Below are 17519 nucleotides of genomic sequence, written 5' to 3'. Positions count from 1 at the left end.
CCCCTACCCGGCCGCCGTCTTCCGCGCCTCCACGATCTTCTTCGCCAAGTGCTCAGGCACGTCCTGATAGCCCTGGGGCTTGACGCTGAAGGCCCCCCGGTCGCCGGTCAGGGAGCGCAGGTCGGCGCTGTAGGTCTGGAGTTCGGCCTGGGGCACGACTGCCGTGATCGTGATGACGGTGCCTTCGGGCTCCATGCCCTGCACGCGGGCGCGGCGGGTCTGGAGGTCACCCACGAGGTCCCCCGTGAACTGCGCCGGAGCCCGCACCCGCAGCAGCACCACGGGTTCCAGCAGGGTGGGCCGCGCTCCCTCCACCGCGTTGCGGAAGGCGAGCGCCCCGGCGGTGCGGAAGGCGAGGTCGCTGGAATCCACGTCGTGATATGAGCCGTGGGTCACCGCCACCTGCACGTCCTGCATGGGGTAGCCCGCCAGCGGCCCCTTCTCCATCGCGTCCACCACGCCCTTCTCGATGCTGGGGAGGTACTTACCCGGAATTGCACCGCCCACGACTTCGGAGCGGAAGGCAAAGCCCGGTCCCGGCGAGAGGCGAAGGTGGCAGTCGCCGTATTGCCCGTGCCCGCCCGACTGCTTCTTGTGCTTGCCCTGCGCCTGGGCCGAGGCCCGGATGGTCTCCCGGTAAGGAATCTGCGGGAGGTGGGTGTCCACGTTGACGCCCAGCGCGGCGAGGCGCTCGACCGCGATGGACGTGTGCATGTCGCCCATTCCGGCCAGCAGTAGTTCGCCCGTCTGCTCCTCGCGAGAGAAGCGCAGGGTCGGGTCCTCGTCCAGCAGCCGGGCCATCGCCGCGCCAAGGCGGTCCTCATCCTGCCGGGTGCGCGGAACGAGGGCAACCGTGTGGGCCGGGTCGGGGAGCACCAGCGGGTCGTATTCGATGGGCTGAGCGGGGTCGGCCAGGGTGTCTCCAGTGTGCAGTTCGGGCAGCTTGGTGAGCACGCCGAGCATCCCGGCCCGCAGCTCGGGCACTTCGGTGAGGTCGTGGCCGCTCATCACGTACAGGTGGGCAGGCTTCACGTCCGCCCCGCGCGTGGTGTTGCGCAGGGTGTCGCCGGGGCGCAGCGTGCCGCTCCACACCCGGATATGCGCGAGCTTGCCCACGAAGGGGTCCACGCTGACCCGCCACACGCGGGCACTGAAGGGCGCGTCCGGCGTCGGCTCGCGGGTCTGGCCGTCCACCCCGGTGAGCACGCCGCGCTCCTGGGCACTCCGCAGGCCGCGAACCATCAGGTCCAGCAGTTCGTCCAGCCCGCCCCCCGTCGCCGCCGAGACGGGCAGCACCGGGAAGAGGGTCCCGGCATGGACGGCCCGCAGGAAGGCCGAGCGCAGTTCCTCCGCGGACAGCTCCTCTCCTTCGAGGTAGCGGGTCATCAACTCGTCATCGGTGTCCGCGATGGCTTCGATCAGCGCTTCGCGGGCTTCGGGGAGGGCGCTGCGGACCTCGGCGGGGAGGTCAGGGTCGGCGGGGTCGGTGCCCAGCACGTCCACCACGCCCCGGAACCCCGGTCCCTCGCCCACGGGGAGGCAGGCCGCTGCCACGTTCCCCTTCAGGGTCGCGCGGATATCGGCCAGCACCGCCGAGAAGTTCGCCCGCTCGCGGTCCATCTTGGACATCAGCACGATCCGGGGCATGGCAAAGCGGTCGGCGGTGGCCCACACCCGCTCGGTGCCGACCTCCACGCCGCTCACTGCACTCACCAGCACCAGGGCGGAGTCGGCAGCCCGGATCGCTCCCCGGATCTCGCGCACGAAGTCGGCGTAGCCCGGCGTGTCCAGCAGCGTGAGGTCGGTGCCCGCGTGGGTCAGGCGCAGCACCCCGGTCGTGATGGAAAAGCCGTGGGCTTTCTCGGCGTCGGTGTGGTCACTCTGGGTGGTGCCGTCCTCCACCCGGCCCGCACGCGGCAAAGCCCCGCTGCGCACCAGCAGGGCTTCGGAAAGCGTCGTCTTGCCCGATCCGCTGTGGCCCACCAGGCTGACCACACGGACCGGCATGTCCTGTCTCCCGTCTTGCACGGACAAACCACCTGACCTTTGTTCTGGGGCGCGTTCCGGCGAGCAGAAGGAGCGCACGAACAGGCGGGCGAACGGCCACCGCAGCCTCGTCAAGCTTGTGTAGGCCGAGCATACACCCGCAGCGTGACGAACATAACGTTCTGCTCAAGGTCTGCCCAGGGCAGGCTTTAGACGGGCCTCAGCCAGATGGGGAGGGCGGCAGCGAAACTGCTACGGGTAAGGGCGAACGCCTCGCCCTGCACGCCAAGAAGCACCATCTCACTTCCGGAGGAATCCCATGACCCAGATGAACCTGATGCGCCTGTCCGACCTGAGCCGCGACAACATGTACGACAACGCGGGCGTCTACAACCCCAGCGGCAACACCGCCTACGGGTACAACAACGAGAAGATCGGCACCGTCCGCGACGCGCTGGTGGACCCTGGCAGCGGCCGCATTCGCTACCTGATCCTCGACGTGGGCGGCTGGTTCTCCTCCAAGGAAGTCGTCGTGCCCGTCGGCGACGCCCGCTTCGACGACAACGGCGTGTACTTCGACAGCCTGACCAAGGACCAGGTCCGTGACCTCGAAGAGTACCGCTACGACCAGACCTACACCGACACCAACTTCCAGCAGACCAACGAGCGCGTGCTGCGGGCCGCCGATACCGACGAGACCACCTACCGCGAGCGGGCCTACCGCACGCCGGACCGTCTCCAGCTTCTGGAAGAGCGCCTGATCGTCAACAAGGAGCGCTTCCGCGCTGGGGCCGTCGAGATCGGCAAGCACGTCGAGACCCGTCAGGAGCAGGTCAACGTGGGCTTGCAGCGCGAGGAAGTGGTCATCGAGCGTCACCCCGTGACCGAGGCCCGCCCCGTCGAGGGCGCGGTGCTGGGCGCGGCAAGCGAGACGGTGCGCGTGGACCTCGAAGCCGAGCGGGCCAATGTCGGCAAGCAGGCCTACGTGGTCGAGGAAGTCGAGATCGGCAAGCGCACCGTGACCGACACCCAGACCGTGACCGAGACGGTGGGCCGCGAAGTGCTGGACGTCAACAAGACGGGTGAAGTGCGCCTGCAGGACGGCGACACCACCACCAGCACGACCCTGACCGACACCGACCGCAACAACGGTCGCCGCTGATCAGGCACAACCCTCCGCCACTCAGGTGCGGGGGCGGAGGCGGGGGCAACCCCGCCTTCTTCTTGGCTCATCCCCAGGCTCCCAGGCCGGAAAGGACCCCTCATGGACGACCACAGACCCGACCAAGCTCCCCTGACCGACGCGGCCCTGCGCGAGCGTGAGGAGCGCCGCGAACTGATCGAGCGCCTGCGGCTGTACGAGGAACGTGCCCTCGTGGAAGTCGTGCCCGAGACGGTCGGCGCCGTCACCATCCGCCGGGTCGTGACCGAGCGGCAGGAGAACGTGCCCATCACCCTGCGCCGCGAGCACCTCGAGATCACCGTGCGCGAGCACACCGGGGGCCAGGCGACCCTCAACGGCGAGGAACTCGAAGTGGGCCGCGTCTACGAGGTCCCGCTGTACGAGGAACGGGCGCTGATCGAAAAGCAGGTCTACCCCCTCAACGACGTGACCATCGCCAAAGAAGCCCGCGTCTACACCCAGACCCAGGAGATCACCCTGCGCCGCGAGGAACTCGCCGTGGAAGACCCGCAGGGCCTGGTGCGCGAGCGGACGATGCCCAACCCCCTCGACCCCGACCCGACCCTTTAACTCCCGCTGTCTCCCCACCGCCCGCCGGACTTTACCGGGGGCGGTTTGCCGTGGGGACAGGCCCTATCCTGCGGGCCGATGACCGACGCCGACCCTTCGCCCGCCGGAGCCATCCTGCTCACGCCCGACGGCTCACGTACCGCCCTGAGCGCCCGCTACGGCGAGGCGTACGGCTCGCGGCACGGCGCGGCAGCGCAGGCCCGGCATGTGTTTGTGGAAGGAAGCGGCACCCACAAGCACCCCCGCCCCCGTGTGCTGGAGGTGGGCTTCGGGCTGGGCGTCAACTTCCGGGCGACCCTGGCGGAGTGTGCGCGGCGCGGCGCCTCGCTCGAGTACGTGGCCTACGAGTTCGACCCCGCGCCCGTGGCCGTGCTGCGGGAGGTGGCTGAAGGCGGGGAAGGCTCAGAGCACCCCGCCTGGGAGGAGCTGCTGGCGGGGTGGGGCGGACCGGACCCTCTGACCGTTCGGGTGCCCGGCGTCTCCCTCACCGTCCGGTTCGAGGACATCCGGACGGCGCAGCTTCCGCAGGACTGGGCCACGGCCCTCTACCTCGACGGCTTCTCGCCCGCCTGCAACCCGGAGGTCTGGACGCCGGAGGTGGTGGGGCGGCTGGCCTCGGCCCTCGCGCCGGGGGGCGTGCTGACGACCTACAGCGCGGCTGGGCACGTGCGCCGGGCGCTGGCGGCGACGAGTTTGCAGGTCGAGCGCCGCCCTGGTCCCCCCGGCAAGCGCGAGCATCTGCGGGCGGTGCGGCAGTGAAGGTGCTCGTCGTGGGCGGCGGCGTCGCGGGCGCGGCGGTGGCGTACTTCGCGGCGCAGGGGGGGGCGCAGGTGACGGTGGTGGACGCTGGGGTTCACGCGGCGAGCCACGTGCCTTCCGCCCTGCTTAACCCGGTGCGCGGACAGTCGGGGCAAGTGGACGGGCGGGCATTAGAGGGTATCTCGCTGACCTGGGCACTGGTGCGCGAGCTGGAGGCGGCGGGCTGGTCCATTCCCCACGGCCAGGAGGGCGTGCTGCGCCCGGTGCCCGACGAGCGCACGCGGGCCAAGTTCGCGCGGAACCTCCCCCCGGCTCTCCCCCACCGCTGGCTGATGCCGGGAGAGTTCCCCGTGCCCCTCTCCCCAGGCTGGCCGCACGCCCTGCTGATCCCGGAGGGGGGCTGGCTGGAGGGCGCGGCCTTCTGCGCGGGGCTGCTGGGCGCGAGCGGGGCGGAGGTCGTGCGGGGTCGGGCGGTCGCCTGGGATGCCCACTCGATCACACTGGAGGAAGGTCCCCGGCTCCAGGGCGACGCGGTGGTCTGGTGCGGCGGCGCGGTGGGGTCGGGCTGGGCGAGCGAAGCGGGCACCCACCGGGCAGGCACGTTGCTCACACTGGACCGTCCAGCGACCACCCTGCCCGTAAGCTTCGGGGCCTACCTCGCGCCGGGGGCCGGGGGAACGGGGGTCCTGGGGGCGACGTTCGAGGCCCTGACGCCGACCTGGCAGGAGCCGACCTTCCCCACCCCCTCGCTGCGCTGGCTGCTGAACCGGGGGGATGCACTGGCTGACCTGCGCGGCGTGCGGGTGACCGGACGCTGGAGCGGCACCCGACTCTCCGGGCTGGTGGCCGGACGGCAGACGGACGGCGTGTGGCGGCTCTCCGGGCTGAGCAGCAAGGGCTTTTTGCTGGGGCCGCTGCTCGCGCGTCACGTTGCGGGTGACGTGCTGCGGGAGACCGCAACGTAACGCCGGGTACAGGCACCGCTTACACTGGCGGGGTTATGGCGAAGTACCGCATCTGTTTGATTGAGGGAGACGGCATCGGCCACGAAGTCATCCCCGCCGCCCGCCGCGTGCTGGAAGCCGCTGGCCTCGACGCCGAGTACGTGACCGCCGAGGCGGGCTACGAGTACTTTCTCGACCACGGCACCAGCGTGCCGCAAGCCACCTACGAGGCCGTGGAGAATACCGACGCGACCCTCTTCGGCGCGGCGACCAGCCCGAGTGGCGAGAAGCCCGACGGGTTCTTCGGCGCGATTCGTCACCTGCGGCGCAAGTACAACCTGTACGCCAACGTGCGCCCCACCCGCACCCGCCCGGTCCCCGGCGCTTACGAGAACGTGGACCTCGTGATCGTGCGCGAGAACACCCAGGGCCTGTATGTCGAGCAGGAGCGGCGCTACGGCGACACCGCGATCGCCGACACCGTGATCACCAAGGAAGCCAGCGACCGCATCGGCAAGTTCGCCGCCGACCTCGCCCTGAAGCGCCGGGGCAAGCTCACCGTGGTGCACAAGGCCAACGTGCTGCCCGTCACCCAGGGCCTCTTTATGGACAGCGTGCTGGAGCAGGCGCAGGGCGTGGACGGCCTGACCACCAACACCATGATCGTGGACAACGCGGCCATGCAGCTCGTGCGCAACCCCTCGCAGTTCGACGTGATGGTCATGACGAACATGTTCGGGGACATCCTCTCCGACCTCGCCGCCGGGCTGGTGGGGGGGCTGGGCATCGCCGCGAGCGGGAACGTGGGCGACCAGTTCGGCATCTTCGAGAGCGTGCACGGCTCGGCGCCTGACATCGCGGGGCAGGGCATCTCCAACCCCACCGCGACCATGCTGGCCTCGGTGCTGATGCTCGACCACATCGGGGCACACGACGTGGCCCGCCGCATCGACGAGGCCGTGAACACGGTGCTCACCGAGGGACCGCGCACCCGCGACCTCGGCGGCACCGCCGGAACGAAGGAATTCACCGACGCGGTGATCGCTCGGCTTTAAGCCTGCGGGGAAAGGGGCCGGATGCCAGGACGGGTCCGGCCCTCTCATGACGCTTGATGTGCAATAGAACGACCAACAGCTCAGACGGGCTTTTTCCCCCCTTCCTCCTTGTGGGGGACTCGCAGAGCTGCTTGCAGAGGGTTGGGGAGGGGGGTGGCGGGCGAAGCTCGCCCTCATACCAGACGAGGAACACGGCTCTACGTGCCCCGTCCGCCCAGCCTGCATGACACACCAGACGTTTACGGGGGGCTAAGTGCGGAGAGGTCTACCCGCCTATGAAAAGCACCCCTCAGTCCGCTTCGCGGCCAGCTCTGCAAGCAGCTCTCCGAGTCCCCTCAAAGGGAGCCAAACGGCTCTTGCTGGAGGTGTGCCTCCCCCCGGCGGCCGGGCGCCGCGCCCCTCCGTGCTACCCTCCCCGGTTGAGATGCCGCGCCCCTGCCTGTCCCCCGCCCTCCGCCGGAGCCGCCCATGATGGTCGTGGCAGCCCTCCTCTCGTGGTTTCTTGTGGGACTCTTTATCCGCGTCAGCCGGGCGCGGGGCTGGGGCCAGCCCATCCGGGCGGACGGGCCGCAGACACACCTGAAAAAGGAGGGGACGCCCACGGCGGGCGGCGTGGCTTTCGTGCTGGCGCTCGCGCTGGTGTTCTTCCCGCTGTACCTGACCGGGAACGCGGGGGGCGAGCGCGAACTGCTGATCATGCTCGCGGCGCTGGCGATGGGCGTGATTGGCGGGATTGACGACCTGCTCAAGATCGTTTCGCGGATGCGCGGCAAGGGCAAGAAGGAACTGCTGGCCCGCGAGAAGTTCCCGCTGCAATTCCTGGTCGGGCTGGTCTTCGCCCTCTTCGCCGCACCGCTGGCCTCGCACGAGGTTTTCCCCAGCCTGGGACCGGTCCTCGACGTGATTCTGCTGACGCTGGTGATGGTGGGGGCGGTGAACGCCTTCAACTTTACCGATGGGCTGGACGGGCTGCTGGCGGGGGTCGCGATGATCGTGCTGCTGCCGCTGCTGGCGGTCTCACCTGTCTCGGCGCTGATGGTGGCCGTGCTGCTGGGCTTCCTGTGGTTCAACGCGCATCCGGCGCGGGTCTTCATGGGCGACATGGGCAGTCACGCGATCGGGGCGGTCGCGGCGGGGGCTTACGTGCTGTACGCCGATGTGTGGCTGCTGCCGCTCGCGGCGATCATCCCGGTGGTCGCCGTGCTGAGCGTGGCGATTCAGGTGATCTCGTTCAAGACGCGGGGCAAGCGCGTCTTCAAGATGAGTCCGATTCAGCACCACTTCGAGCTGAGCGGCTGGCCCGAGACGCACGTCACTACCCGCTTCTGGGTCATCACGGCGGTGGCGACCGCATTGGTGTGGTGGATTCTGGGCGGCAGGCCGTAAGGAGGAGGCAGAACCCGGAGGGGCGGTGGCGACGGCTTCCGCCCCTTTGCGCTGGTGACCCTACACTTGCCGGGTGAAGTTGCCCGACCTCCCGGCCCTCCTCGCCCGCCGTGCCCACCTGCCCGCGGGGGGCACGACCGTCTACCGGGCGGCGCACACCACCGAGACGGGAGGTTTCTTCGCGCTGGACCTCGCGGGTGACGCGGCGGTGCTGAGCCTGTACGCGGACCTGTCGTCGGGGGAGGAGGCGAGGCTGGCGGCGGCGTGCGGTGCCCTGCCCGGTGTGGCGGGGGTGTACCTCAAACGCCGCCCGGTGGAGGCCCGGCACGCGGCGAACGTGGCCCGCGAGCAGCTCTCGCCGCCGGGGCCAGTCTGGGGCGAGGCACGGCCCGAGGTGACCGCGCTGGAGGCGGGGGTGACCTTCCTGATCCGGCCGGGCGGGGACCTCAGCATCGGCCTGTTCACGGACGCCCGGCCACTGCGGGCCTGGGTGCGGGCACATGCGCCGGAGGGAGGACGGGTGCTGAACACCTTCGCCTACACCTGTGGCTTCGGCCTCAGCGCGGCGCTGGGGGGCGCGGGCACTGTCAAGAACGTGGACCTCTCGCGCAAGGTGTTGAGCTGGGGACAGGAGAATTACGCGCTGAGCGGCCTTCCAGCCCCCGACGCGGACTTCTTGTATGGGGACGTGTTCGAGTGGCTCGGCAGGTTGCGCAAGCGGGGCGACCGCTTCGACCTCGTGGTGCTCGACCCGCCCTCCTTCGCGCGGGGGAAAACGGGGATATGGCGGGCCGAGCGCGACTACGCGCGGCTGGCGGCGCTGGCGGCCGACGTGACCGCGCCGGGGGGCCGGGTCCTGGCCGTGACGAACCACGCAGGACTGACGGGCGCGGCCTTCGAGCGAATGGTTGCAGCCGGGCTGACGGAGGCCGAGCGGCGGGGCCAGCTCCTCACCCGGCTGGGGGCGGGCGAGGACTACCCTGGCGCAACCCACCTCAAAGCCGGAGTGTGGGCGCTGAATTGAGCGTCACCCCCCGCGCGGTGGAGCGAAAGGCGACAGCTCGCCGCCGATAAAGGTGCAGGCCACGTCCCCCAATGGCACGTCCTCGCCCACGTCCCCATGAACCGCGATGACCCCACGCAGGAGCACGTCCACCACCTCCCCCGCCTCGATGCGGGCGAGTTCGCCCGGCGTCACGAAGCCGCTGAGGGTCACGTTGCCGAAGGTGAAGCTGACGAACTCGGTGGCCTCGTCCATGCCCCAGCCTACCTTTCCCGCCCCTTGTGGACCGGGTCACTTCGTTTTTCAAAGCGGGGGGTATGCTGTGACCATGACCGCGAACGCGACCGAACAGACCCAGGTGCTTGTGCCCCTGACGACGCCCGAAGAGGTGGACCAGTTCCTGCGGGAGTACCCGCTGGCCGCCGTGTTCAAGGCCGGAACCTGCCACAAGACCATGCAGGGCTTCGGGGTCCTGGAGACTTTCCTCCAGCGCCACGAGCTGCCCGTGGGCTTTATCCGGGTGGTGGACTGGCGCCCGGCGAGCAACCACGTGGCCGAACTGACCGGCATCACGCACCACAGCCCGCAGTTCATCCTGTTCCGGGAGGGCCAGCCGCAGTTCGAGGTGAACAACTGGGACATCACCCCGGAGGCCCTGGGGCCGGTGTTCGCCGCGCAGGTGCCTGCCCGTGAGGGAACGGGCACGGTGGCGACCGACGACAACGTGGAGCCCTACCGCCGCCTGATGCGGGCCTTCCTGAACGGCGAACTGAACGAGTGGGCCTTTCAGGACCAGTACGTGACCCTCTTCCGCGACGACGCCAGCCTGCGCAGCCAGCGCGAGTTCGAGCTGCTCTCGCGTCTGTTCGGGGACCCCGACGCCTACCACGGCGGCCTGCACCAGCTCGGCGCCCCCCAGGAGCGCGGTGACCTGCGCGGGCGCGTTCAGGAGCTGCTGAACGAACTCGGTTAAGCTGTCCCGTCCTGCCCGCCCGGTCGCCACGCCGGGCGGGTTTGCCGTGCTCTCCGGATGAGGGGGGTGTAAGCGAACGGTAAGAGGGACTGAGGTGTGATGGGGCACAAGCGTGACCTTCCACGTGTCCTTCTCCCGTCTCCGAGGTGACTTCCATGCCCCAGCCCCGCCTCCCCCTTCCGCCTGAACCGGCCGTGTACCGCGGCCTGCACACCGACCACTACCCCTGGACCGAGGTCACGAGCGATCTGCTGACCCGCCAGGGCCAGGGCCTGAGCGCCGTGTTCGACGCGCAGCAGGGGCCGCACTGGGCACGCTTCGTGTGGGTGGGCGGGGCGCTGCAGGGGGGGTTTACGGCCCGTGGCGAGGTGGGCTGGCCGCAGGCGATGGCCGGACTGCCCCGCGCCCAGGTCAGCCTGACGCCGCTGCCCCCGGCCGTCGCCGAGACGGTCTGGGCTGCCCGCACCCACAGCCCGCAACCGCTGGAAGAAGGCTGGCCGCAGGGCCGGGCGCGGCTGGAGGGCAGCCGCTTTTCCGGCGTGCTGCTCGCGGGTGAGGCGTGCAGCTACTGGCAGGACGGGCAACTCCTTGGCGGGCAGGTGCCGCAGCCGGGCGCCACGTGCGAGCTGCTGGGCGAACTGATGCAGGCACCCTCCGAAGCGGCGATGCTGGTCTTCTGGAAGGACCTGATCGCGGCAGCCCACAACCACGCGCCGCTGGACGAGGCCTGGCGCAGCGTCTGCGTGGGCCTGGCCGGGGAACATCCCTGTCTCGACCCGTTTGCCCGCGAGGTCACGGTGCAGGGAGGCCACCTGACGGCCGACCCCGGCGTGCCCGCCCATGAACTGCACCCGGCCCTGCTGGCCGCCTTCCACGCCAGCCTCGCGCGGCTGGGGCAGCCGCTGGCCGACCTTCCGCTGGGCACCCTGCCGGACCGCCCCGAGTGGCAGGCCGCCGGGCTGGGGGCCGCATGACCGCCGCTTCTCTGGCGGGCGGCGCCCCGGCGGGCGTCCCCACCTGGCCCGCGGGCCTGCGCGACGAGCTGCCGCTGCCCTTCGTGCTGTGGCGGGTGCTGCACCACATCGACGGAGTCCGCACGGCGGCCGAGGTTGCCGCCCTGGCCCGCGTGAACGCGCCCGATGTGGCGACTGCCGTCACGCAGGCCGACGCCTGGGTGCGCCGGGCCGCGCAACGCACCCAGCCCGTCACCGACGAGGTGCTCGGCGCCGTGACCGCCTGCGTGATCGCGGCCGTCGGGCCGATGGGCGAATTCGTGGTGGACGACGTATTGGACGAACTGGGTGACAGCCCCACCCTCAGCGCCCTGCTTTCCGCCCTCGCCCGGCAACTCGGCGAGGCGCAGGTGCCGGTCTTCGTGCGCCAGCTGCGGGCGCGGGACCTCGCGTGACCCTCCCTCCTCTGCCCACACGCGGCCCCACCTCCCCCACTCCTCTGCCCACTGACGGCTGGCCCGCTCGGCGCGTGGCCCGGAAGGAACTCCCATGAAGTACACGGTCGTGATTCGCCAGCCTGTTCCCGATGGGGTGCGCCCCGAACTCGAAGCGCAACTCGTCTCCCGCTTCGGCCTCTCGCCCGAGCAGGCCGCCCGACTGGCCTCGCGGCGCTCGGGCCGCCTGATGAAGCCCAGCGGGCGCCCCCGCGCCGAGCTGCTGCTGCGCGTCTTCGAGGAAGTCGGCGCCGCCGTCGCCCTTGAAGAGGTGCGCGACGAGACGCGGCTGGACGTGAGTCCCTTCGAGGGAGCAGCCCCGCTGACCCCTGCTCCCCGCGTCGGGGCGCCGGACGACGTGGAACTCGCCCCCGCCGCGCCCCTGGGCGGAGCGGCCGACCCCTTCGGCGGGCTGGGCGGCATTCCCGGCCTCGACGCCGATCCCTTCGCCATGCCCGTGCCCGTCGGCGCCGAGGCGGCCCGCGAGCCGGTGCTGGCGGCGGCCGGGCTGGCCGCCGCCGGAGCGCTGGGGGGCACAGGCCTGGGCGGATTGGGCGGCAGCACCACCGTCTTCTCGCCCGACCCGCCTGCCCCCCGCGTGACGGGAGAGGAGTCCACACCTGCATCCACGTCCGTCCCGGCCGGAGACGACTCGTGGTCGGATTTCACCGGGGCGCTCACGGTGGGCGGGACTCCGGCGGCCCCCGCCACGGACACCCCGGCGGCGGGCACCGGAGCGGAGGCCGACCGCTTCCTGAGCGCGGTGGCGGCCGAGGGCAGCGCGGCCCCGGCGGGGCGGCGGCGCAGCCTGGCGCAGCAGCTTATCGTGGCGTCGGTCGCGCCGCTGGGCGTGGCGGCGGGGCTGTCGCTGCTCTCGCTGGCGGTGCTGCTCCCCAACGCGCAGCAGCGGCTGATCCGTCAGAACGCCGAGGCGGTCGCGGTCGCGGTGGGCACCAGTCTCGACACCCGTGACCAGGAAACCGTGAATGCCCAGCTCGACGCCCTGCTGAAGCGCTCGGCGGTGGGCTTCGTGGAGGTGGAACTGCCCGACGGCACCGTCTACTTCCGCAGCCAGACTCCGGGCCTAGACGGCAGCCTGCAGGGCCAGGTGGCCGACTTCGTGAAGGCCAACCCCGAGACGGGCACCTTTGTGAACCGGGGCACCCCTGCCGACGCCTACCGCGAGCAGCTCGCGCAGCTCGAGGAGGTCGGCGCGGGCGAGTCGGCCCAGGCCCGCGAGTTGCGTGCCCTGGCCGAGGACAAGGAGAACCAGCGCGGCGGCAACCAGACCTTCATCGTGAGCCGCCTGGGCGTGGTCGAGGGCCGTGACGGGGTCCGCACCCCGGTGGACGCCTCCGAGCGCTCGGGCGACCTGCTTTACCGCATCGCGGTGGGCGTGGACAGCACCGACGCCACCCGCCGATTGCGGACCACCCTGCTGCTGGTGCTGGGGATCTCGCTGCTCGCCGCGCTGGCCGCCGCCCTGCTGACCCTGCGGGCCACCCGCCGGATCGTGCAGCCCATCGAGCGCCTCGTGAAGTCCGCCGAGGCCATCAGCATGGGCGACCTCGCCCAGCCGGTGCGGGCCGACCGCAACGACGAGATCGGCGACCTCGCGCAGGCCCTGGAGCGCATGCGCCTGAGCCTGGAATCGGCCATGGAGCGCCTGCGGCGGCGCAAGCGGGCGTAACCCGACGGTGGGGAAGGGTGGGCCGGGAGGGGCGCGGGGTTGCCCTCCCGGCCCACCCCCTTGAGCTACACCTCGATGTGGAAGGGGTCGCGCAGCCCTGCCGCCGCCGTCTCGCGGGCCACGGCGGGCGCGTAGCCGAGGGCCAGCACGGCGCGGTAGGTGCGCTCGGCCAGCTCGCGGTCGCCCTGGGCGTCGCGGACCTGCCCCAGTCGGGCGAGGACCAGCCCCGGCAGGCTGCGGGGTTCGTCCCCGCGCAGGGCGTGGGCGGCCCGCTCCAGCCGGGTGCGGGCGGCGTCCAGGTCTCCTACCGCGAGGCACAGCCCCGCGCCCGCCGCGAGCAGTTCGGCCCCCGGCGTGACCGCGTCGCCTTCCTCGCGGTCGAGGGCCGCGAGCAGGGCCTCCAGATCGTCCTCCTCGCGCAGTTGCCAGGCCCGGTCGGCCAGCGCCCGCCGCCGCGACATTTCACCGGGCACGAAGCCGGTGAGGTCGGGCAGGGCGGCCCCCGGCACCCGGTCCCGCAGCGCGAAGAGGTCGTCCAGCGGCACCAGAACGGCCCCGGAGCGGCCCGCCAGAAGCTGTGCCATCTCCCCCAGCCGCCGCTCGCGCCAGCGGGTCCCCGGTCCCTCATCCAGCGCGTCACGGACGGCGGCGTGGTAGCGGGTGACGGCCTCCTCCATCTCCTGGGCCAGCACACCCGGCAACGTCAGGGGCGCGGTCAGCACCGCCGTGAACTCGGCCTCGGCGCGGCCCGCCGCCCGCAAGCGCTCGCGGCCCTGGGGATACTGGTTCAGGAAGCCCGTAAGCTGCTCGTGCTCGGCGGCGGCTGGGGCGGGGTCGGGGAGGGGCAGGTCCTCCACCGCGATCCCGGCGGCGGGCAGCGCGTCGCGCAGGGGGTGGTCGGGGTCCGGGCCGCTGGCCCACAGCACCTCGCGCAATCCCAGAAAGCGCAGGGCCTCTGCGAGCGTGCCCGCGTTGAGCTGGGGATGCAGCCGCAGCAGGTCGCCCAGATCAGGCAGCAGGACGAGGCTCATTCCTCCACCCGTGACCCGCGCCGGGCCAGGGCTTCCAGGAAGCCGCCAGGGTCCGCGGGTGTCAGGAAGTAGACCTGCCCGCCCGATTCCAGCAGCACCCCACCGCCGGTGCGGGTGGCCGCCGCCCGCACGCTCCGCAGCGCCGGGTCCGGCCCGAAGGTGAAGTGCCCGGTGAGGTAGCCCGGCAGCCCGGTGCCGAAGGTCCGCAGCCCCAGCCGCCCCGCCGAGCGCCGCGCCCGCAGTCCGGCGTAGGGCAACACGGTGCGGCCCAGCAACGTCCGGATAACGAGGCCGTCGCCCGTCAGCTCATACCCCAACCGGCGCGGCGCGAGCCAGAAGCCCAGGCCCGTCAGCAGGGCCACGGCGAGGAGTTCAGGGTGGGGCGGCGGGCGGCCCTCGTCGGGCAGGAAGGCGGCTCCGGCCAGCAGCAGCGGCACGCCCAGCGTCACGAGGCGCAGAGCGGGCGGCGCCTCCGGGGGGGCGAGGGGCACGGGGGTGGGCATGGGGGCAGTCTAGGCCGCGGGAGCCTGCCCGCTACCGCACCCGCACGGCCTTGCTCGCGGGCTGCCCCCGCACCCAGGCCACGAAGCGGCGCACGTCCTCGTGTCCCAGCAGGGCCTCGACGCTGGAATACTCGCCCGCCAGCTCCGCGTTGCTGAAGGTCCGGTGCAGGAACTTGTGGCAGGCCGGACACAGCATCACGGTGGGCAGCTCGTGAATCTTGACCCCCTGCCGCCGCCCCTGCGACCGGGGCACGAGGTGGTGTTCGGTGAGCACCGGGGTCCCCCGACCGCACAGGGCACAGACCTCGGGGGCGCGGGGCGGCGGGGGCCAGTTGGACTCGGGACGGCGGCGGGCCACCGGGCGATGATGCCGTCCCTGGCGGCGGGGGACCGGGTGGGGCGTTACGAGGGCGGGGAGTGGGGAGTGATCAGTGGGAAGTGGAACAAGGAGCAGAAGCGGTTGCCCCACTCTCCACTTCCTACTCCCCATTGCCCACTTACAGCTTGGTCAACCCCGGATACTTGCGGATCGCCTCGTCCTCCGAGAGGAACTCGCCCTCCGCGTCGGGGCTCCAGACCACCTCGGCGCGAATCAGGTCGCCGGGGGCGACCGAGCTGATGGCGGCCAGCGCCGCGCGGGCCTCCTGCGCGGTGGTCACGCCCGCCGGGGGCAGGTTGCCCAGGGCGTGGGCGGCCACCGCGATGGTCACGGCGAGGTAGAGGTCGGTGCCGTCGCGCTCAAAGGTGTAGTCGCCCCGCTGCTCGAAGCCCGTGTTCACGTCCCGGTTCTGGTAGTTGCTGGTGGTCTGCACGGTAAAGGCGGCGCGGGCCTCGGTCGCCCAGGCGCCCACCTGGCTGTCGGCGGCGCCTACCGACCCCTGCGCCCGCTGCACCTCGCCGTAGACCCAGCGTTCGGGGTGGCGCAACAGGACCAGGGCCGCTTCCTGAAGCATCCGGGCCAGGCCCTCGTTGGAGTCGGGGTCGCCGGAGCGGGCCACCCGCTGAAGGTCGCGCTTGACTTCGTCGCCCTCGGCGAGCAGGAGCTGGACGCTGACCGCCTGCGCGGTCCCGCTGAGGCTGCCCGCGCCGCCCAGGCCCCGCGCCCCGCCGCCCACGCTGCGGCGCATGAAGCCCAGCACGCTCATGATCACGAACCCGAAGAGCAGCAGCCCGATGATCCCGAAGCCCCCGCCTCCCCCGATATACCCCGGCCCGAAGCCGCCCCCGCCGATGATGATCGGGCCGGAGTACCCGCCGCCGTAGCCACCCCCGAACCCGCCGCCGAAGCCGCCCCCACCGCCGCTGCTGCCCCCACCAAAGCCCCCGCCGCTGCTGCTGCCGCCAAAGCCGCCACCCGACTGGGCCGCCGCCTCCCCCAGCAACGTCAGGGCGGCGACCGCGAGGAGCAGCAGCGCGGCAAGGAGGAACGCCGCCCGCAGGGGACTTCTGGCAGGTGACAGACCAGCGTGGTTCGGCCCAGCTTCTTTCGGCATGGGCGCAGTCTAGGCCGACCCGCCCGCCCCCCGCGCCAGCCTCCCCCTTACACTGCGCCCATGAACGCCGCTCCCCCACCCATCCTCACCCTGTCCCCCGACGACTGGGACGCTTTCCTGGCCCGCCTCTACGAGCGGGGCGAGCGGCTGGACCTGCGCACCCCCGGCGAACCCTACCCCCCCGAGGAAGACGTGGACGCCTACGTCCTGAGCGCCCACGCCGAGGCCCTGCGCAGCGCCGAGGTGGACGGCGACGTGTGGGGCACTCTGGAGGACATCGAGGAAACGGCGGGAGACGAGGAGGAGGCCTGGGCCAAGATCGTCGCCTTCTACCTCGACCGGGGGTGCGTGCTCGTGCGCGTGACCGGCACCGAGGAACCCGAGGAATGGCTGCTGGAAGAAGGCCTGGCGCGGCGGCTGGGGCTGCTCAGCAGCGCGGCGGGGTGAATCCGGGCTGAGGCCCCCCTCATCCGCTCATGAGAGAAGGCGGCCTAGGCTGATCTCATGTCGCAGAACAGTCACTTTCCCACCAAACGTCTCCTGCTGCTCGGAGCCCTGATTGGCGCTGGGGCCTACTACCTCAGCCGCGAACAAAACCGCAAGGCACTGGACGCCAAGCTGGCCGAACTTGGCCTCAAGGACGCCGCCGAGAATGTCGGCGAGAAGGTCAGCCAGGGCTGGGAGAAGACCAAGGACGCCGCTGCGAGCGCCGGAGCCGTGATTGCGGACAAGGCCGGGGAGGTCAGGGACGCCGCGCAGCAGGGCGGCGTGCAAGCTGCCGTGGACAAGGCCAAGGAAGTCGCGGGCGAGGCCGGGGTCGCCGTGAAGGGCGCCGCCGCCGAGGCTGGGGACGCCGCCCGTGACGTGGCCCAGACCGTGGGGCGCGAGGGCCAGGACGTGGGCGGCGAGCTGAAAGACGCGGCCCAGGACGCCCAGCGCGACGCCAAGCAGGCCGTGAATCAGGCCAAAGAGGCCGCCCAGGACAAGGCCCAGGAACTGAAGCGCGACGCACAGCAGACCGCGCACCAGGTGAAGGCCGACGCCAAGGACGCCGCCGCCGACGTGAAGGCCGGAGCCAACCAGGCCGCGGACCAGATGAAGGGCACGGCCCAGGAGGTCAAGCAGGGTGCCCAGAACGCCGCCGAGCAGGCGCGGGACAAGGCCCAGGACGTGAAGCGCGACGCGCAGCAGGGCGCCGAACAGATGAAGGCCGAGGTGCGTGACGCCGCCGCCGACCGGGGCGCGGGCGCCGGGCAGGCCGGAGCCCAGGCCAAGGCCGACGCTCAGGAGGGCGCCAGCGATATGCAGCGCCTCGTGCAGCAGGCCCTCAACGAGACGAAGAAGGCCTCCGACGAGGTCCGCAGCGACGTGAAAGACGCCAACCGCAAGATGTAATTCGTCCCCCTGGGACCCCGAGAAGCCTCCCCGCGTGGGGAGGTCTTCTTTTTTCTCCACCTGACCGTGAGCCCTGCCCCGGCTCCCCTCCCCTGCCCCCG

19 protein-coding genes are annotated in these 17519 nt (G+C 71.6%); 13 read left to right on the top strand and 6 right to left on the bottom strand.

Annotated features, from left to right (window positions below; all coding sequences use genetic code 11):
- Positions 1-3: 3 nt before the first annotated feature.
- Positions 4-2007 carry a translation factor GTPase family protein gene (locus C3K08_RS03870; protein ID WP_104990113.1) on the bottom strand — a complete coding sequence of 668 codons (2004 nt, stop codon included), beginning with the start codon at positions 2005-2007 and terminating at the stop codon, positions 4-6.
- A gap of 298 nt (positions 2008-2305) precedes the next feature.
- Between C3K08_RS03870 and C3K08_RS03865 the strand changes: the two genes are divergently transcribed.
- The 7 genes from C3K08_RS03865 to C3K08_RS03835 all read left to right on the top strand — a co-directional run bounded on the left by C3K08_RS03865 (position 2306) and on the right by C3K08_RS03835 (position 8907).
- The gene (locus C3K08_RS03865) at positions 2306-3148 is read left to right on the top strand and encodes a DUF2382 domain-containing protein (RefSeq protein ID WP_104990112.1); all 843 of its coding nucleotides are present in this window, start codon (positions 2306-2308) and stop codon (positions 3146-3148) included.
- 102 nt (positions 3149-3250) lie between these two features.
- Positions 3251-3739: a YsnF/AvaK domain-containing protein gene (locus C3K08_RS03860; protein WP_104990111.1), complete on the top strand. Its 489-nt coding sequence runs from the start codon at positions 3251-3253 to the stop codon at positions 3737-3739.
- Positions 3740-3817: 78 nt separating this feature from the next.
- Positions 3818-4498 carry a tRNA (5-methylaminomethyl-2-thiouridine)(34)-methyltransferase MnmD gene (mnmD, locus tag C3K08_RS03855; protein ID WP_104990110.1) on the top strand — a complete coding sequence of 227 codons (681 nt, stop codon included), beginning with the start codon at positions 3818-3820 and terminating at the stop codon, positions 4496-4498.
- Positions 4495-5463 carry an FAD-binding oxidoreductase gene (locus C3K08_RS03850; protein ID WP_104990109.1) on the top strand — a complete coding sequence of 323 codons (969 nt, stop codon included), beginning with the start codon at positions 4495-4497 and terminating at the stop codon, positions 5461-5463. Before mnmD ends, C3K08_RS03850 begins: the two co-directional genes overlap by 4 nt.
- A gap of 35 nt (positions 5464-5498) precedes the next feature.
- Positions 5499-6497 (top strand): isocitrate/isopropylmalate dehydrogenase family protein, encoded by a 999-nt coding sequence (locus tag C3K08_RS03845; RefSeq protein ID WP_104990108.1) that lies wholly within the window; start codon positions 5499-5501, stop codon positions 6495-6497.
- 468 nt (positions 6498-6965) lie between these two features.
- Positions 6966-7883: a phospho-N-acetylmuramoyl-pentapeptide-transferase gene (locus C3K08_RS03840; RefSeq protein ID WP_104990107.1), complete on the top strand. Its 918-nt coding sequence runs from the start codon at positions 6966-6968 to the stop codon at positions 7881-7883.
- A 79-nt stretch (positions 7884-7962) separates the two neighbouring features.
- Positions 7963-8907, top strand: coding sequence for a class I SAM-dependent rRNA methyltransferase (locus tag C3K08_RS03835; RefSeq protein ID WP_104991897.1), 945 nt, complete (start codon positions 7963-7965; stop codon positions 8905-8907).
- Positions 8908-8910: 3 nt separating this feature from the next.
- Here C3K08_RS03835 and C3K08_RS03830 read toward each other — a convergent pair whose 3' ends face one another.
- A complete protein-coding gene (locus C3K08_RS03830) occupies positions 8911-9141 on the bottom strand; it encodes a hypothetical protein (protein WP_104990106.1) in 231 nt (76 codons plus the stop codon).
- 73 nt (positions 9142-9214) lie between these two features.
- On the opposite strand from C3K08_RS03830, the gene C3K08_RS03825 reads away from it, so the two are divergent.
- The 4 genes from C3K08_RS03825 (at position 9215) to C3K08_RS03810 (ending at position 12996) form a co-directional block, all read left to right on the top strand.
- Entirely contained in the window at positions 9215-9859 is a 645-nt protein-coding gene (locus tag C3K08_RS03825; RefSeq protein WP_104990105.1) for a monothiol bacilliredoxin BrxC family protein, read from the top strand.
- Between the two features lie 155 nt (positions 9860-10014).
- Positions 10015-10833, top strand: coding sequence for a hypothetical protein (locus tag C3K08_RS03820; RefSeq protein ID WP_104990104.1), 819 nt, complete (start codon positions 10015-10017; stop codon positions 10831-10833).
- The gene (locus tag C3K08_RS03815; protein WP_104991896.1) at positions 10830-11267 is read left to right on the top strand and encodes a hypothetical protein; all 438 of its coding nucleotides are present in this window, start codon (positions 10830-10832) and stop codon (positions 11265-11267) included. Before C3K08_RS03820 ends, C3K08_RS03815 begins: the two co-directional genes overlap by 4 nt.
- Positions 11268-11361: 94 nt before the next feature.
- On the top strand, positions 11362-12996 hold the full coding sequence (locus C3K08_RS03810; RefSeq protein ID WP_104990103.1) for a HAMP domain-containing protein: 1635 nt from the start codon (positions 11362-11364) through the stop codon (positions 12994-12996).
- Between the two features lie 65 nt (positions 12997-13061).
- On the opposite strand, the gene C3K08_RS03805 is transcribed toward C3K08_RS03810, so the two are convergent.
- From C3K08_RS03805 to C3K08_RS03790, 4 genes are all read right to left on the bottom strand, one after another.
- Complete coding sequence (locus C3K08_RS03805) at positions 13062-14027, bottom strand: hypothetical protein (RefSeq protein WP_104990102.1); 966 nt, start codon at positions 14025-14027, stop codon at positions 13062-13064.
- Positions 14024-14530 carry a PH domain-containing protein gene (locus tag C3K08_RS03800; RefSeq protein ID WP_104990101.1) on the bottom strand — a complete coding sequence of 169 codons (507 nt, stop codon included), beginning with the start codon at positions 14528-14530 and terminating at the stop codon, positions 14024-14026. The genes C3K08_RS03805 and C3K08_RS03800 overlap by 4 nt, the downstream gene beginning before the upstream one ends.
- A 31-nt stretch (positions 14531-14561) precedes the next feature.
- On the bottom strand, positions 14562-14888 hold the full coding sequence (locus tag C3K08_RS03795) for an HNH endonuclease (protein WP_199776983.1): 327 nt from the start codon (positions 14886-14888) through the stop codon (positions 14562-14564).
- A 139-nt stretch (positions 14889-15027) separates the two neighbouring features.
- Complete coding sequence (locus C3K08_RS03790) at positions 15028-16023, bottom strand: DUF1517 domain-containing protein (RefSeq protein ID WP_104990100.1); 996 nt, start codon at positions 16021-16023, stop codon at positions 15028-15030.
- 60 nt (positions 16024-16083) lie between these two features.
- Between C3K08_RS03790 and C3K08_RS03785 the strand changes: the two genes are divergently transcribed.
- Both C3K08_RS03785 and C3K08_RS03780 read left to right on the top strand, forming a co-directional pair.
- The gene (locus tag C3K08_RS03785) at positions 16084-16470 is read left to right on the top strand and encodes a hypothetical protein (RefSeq protein ID WP_104990099.1); all 387 of its coding nucleotides are present in this window, start codon (positions 16084-16086) and stop codon (positions 16468-16470) included.
- 57 nt (positions 16471-16527) lie between these two features.
- Positions 16528-17418, top strand: coding sequence for a hypothetical protein (locus C3K08_RS03780; protein WP_104990098.1), 891 nt, complete (start codon positions 16528-16530; stop codon positions 17416-17418).
- Positions 17419-17519: the final 101 nt, after the last annotated feature.

The organism is Deinococcus sp. NW-56, from assembly GCF_002953415.1.
GTDB lineage: Bacteria > Deinococcota > Deinococci > Deinococcales > Deinococcaceae > Deinococcus.
This window is presented reverse-complemented; position numbering and strand designations above follow the sequence as displayed.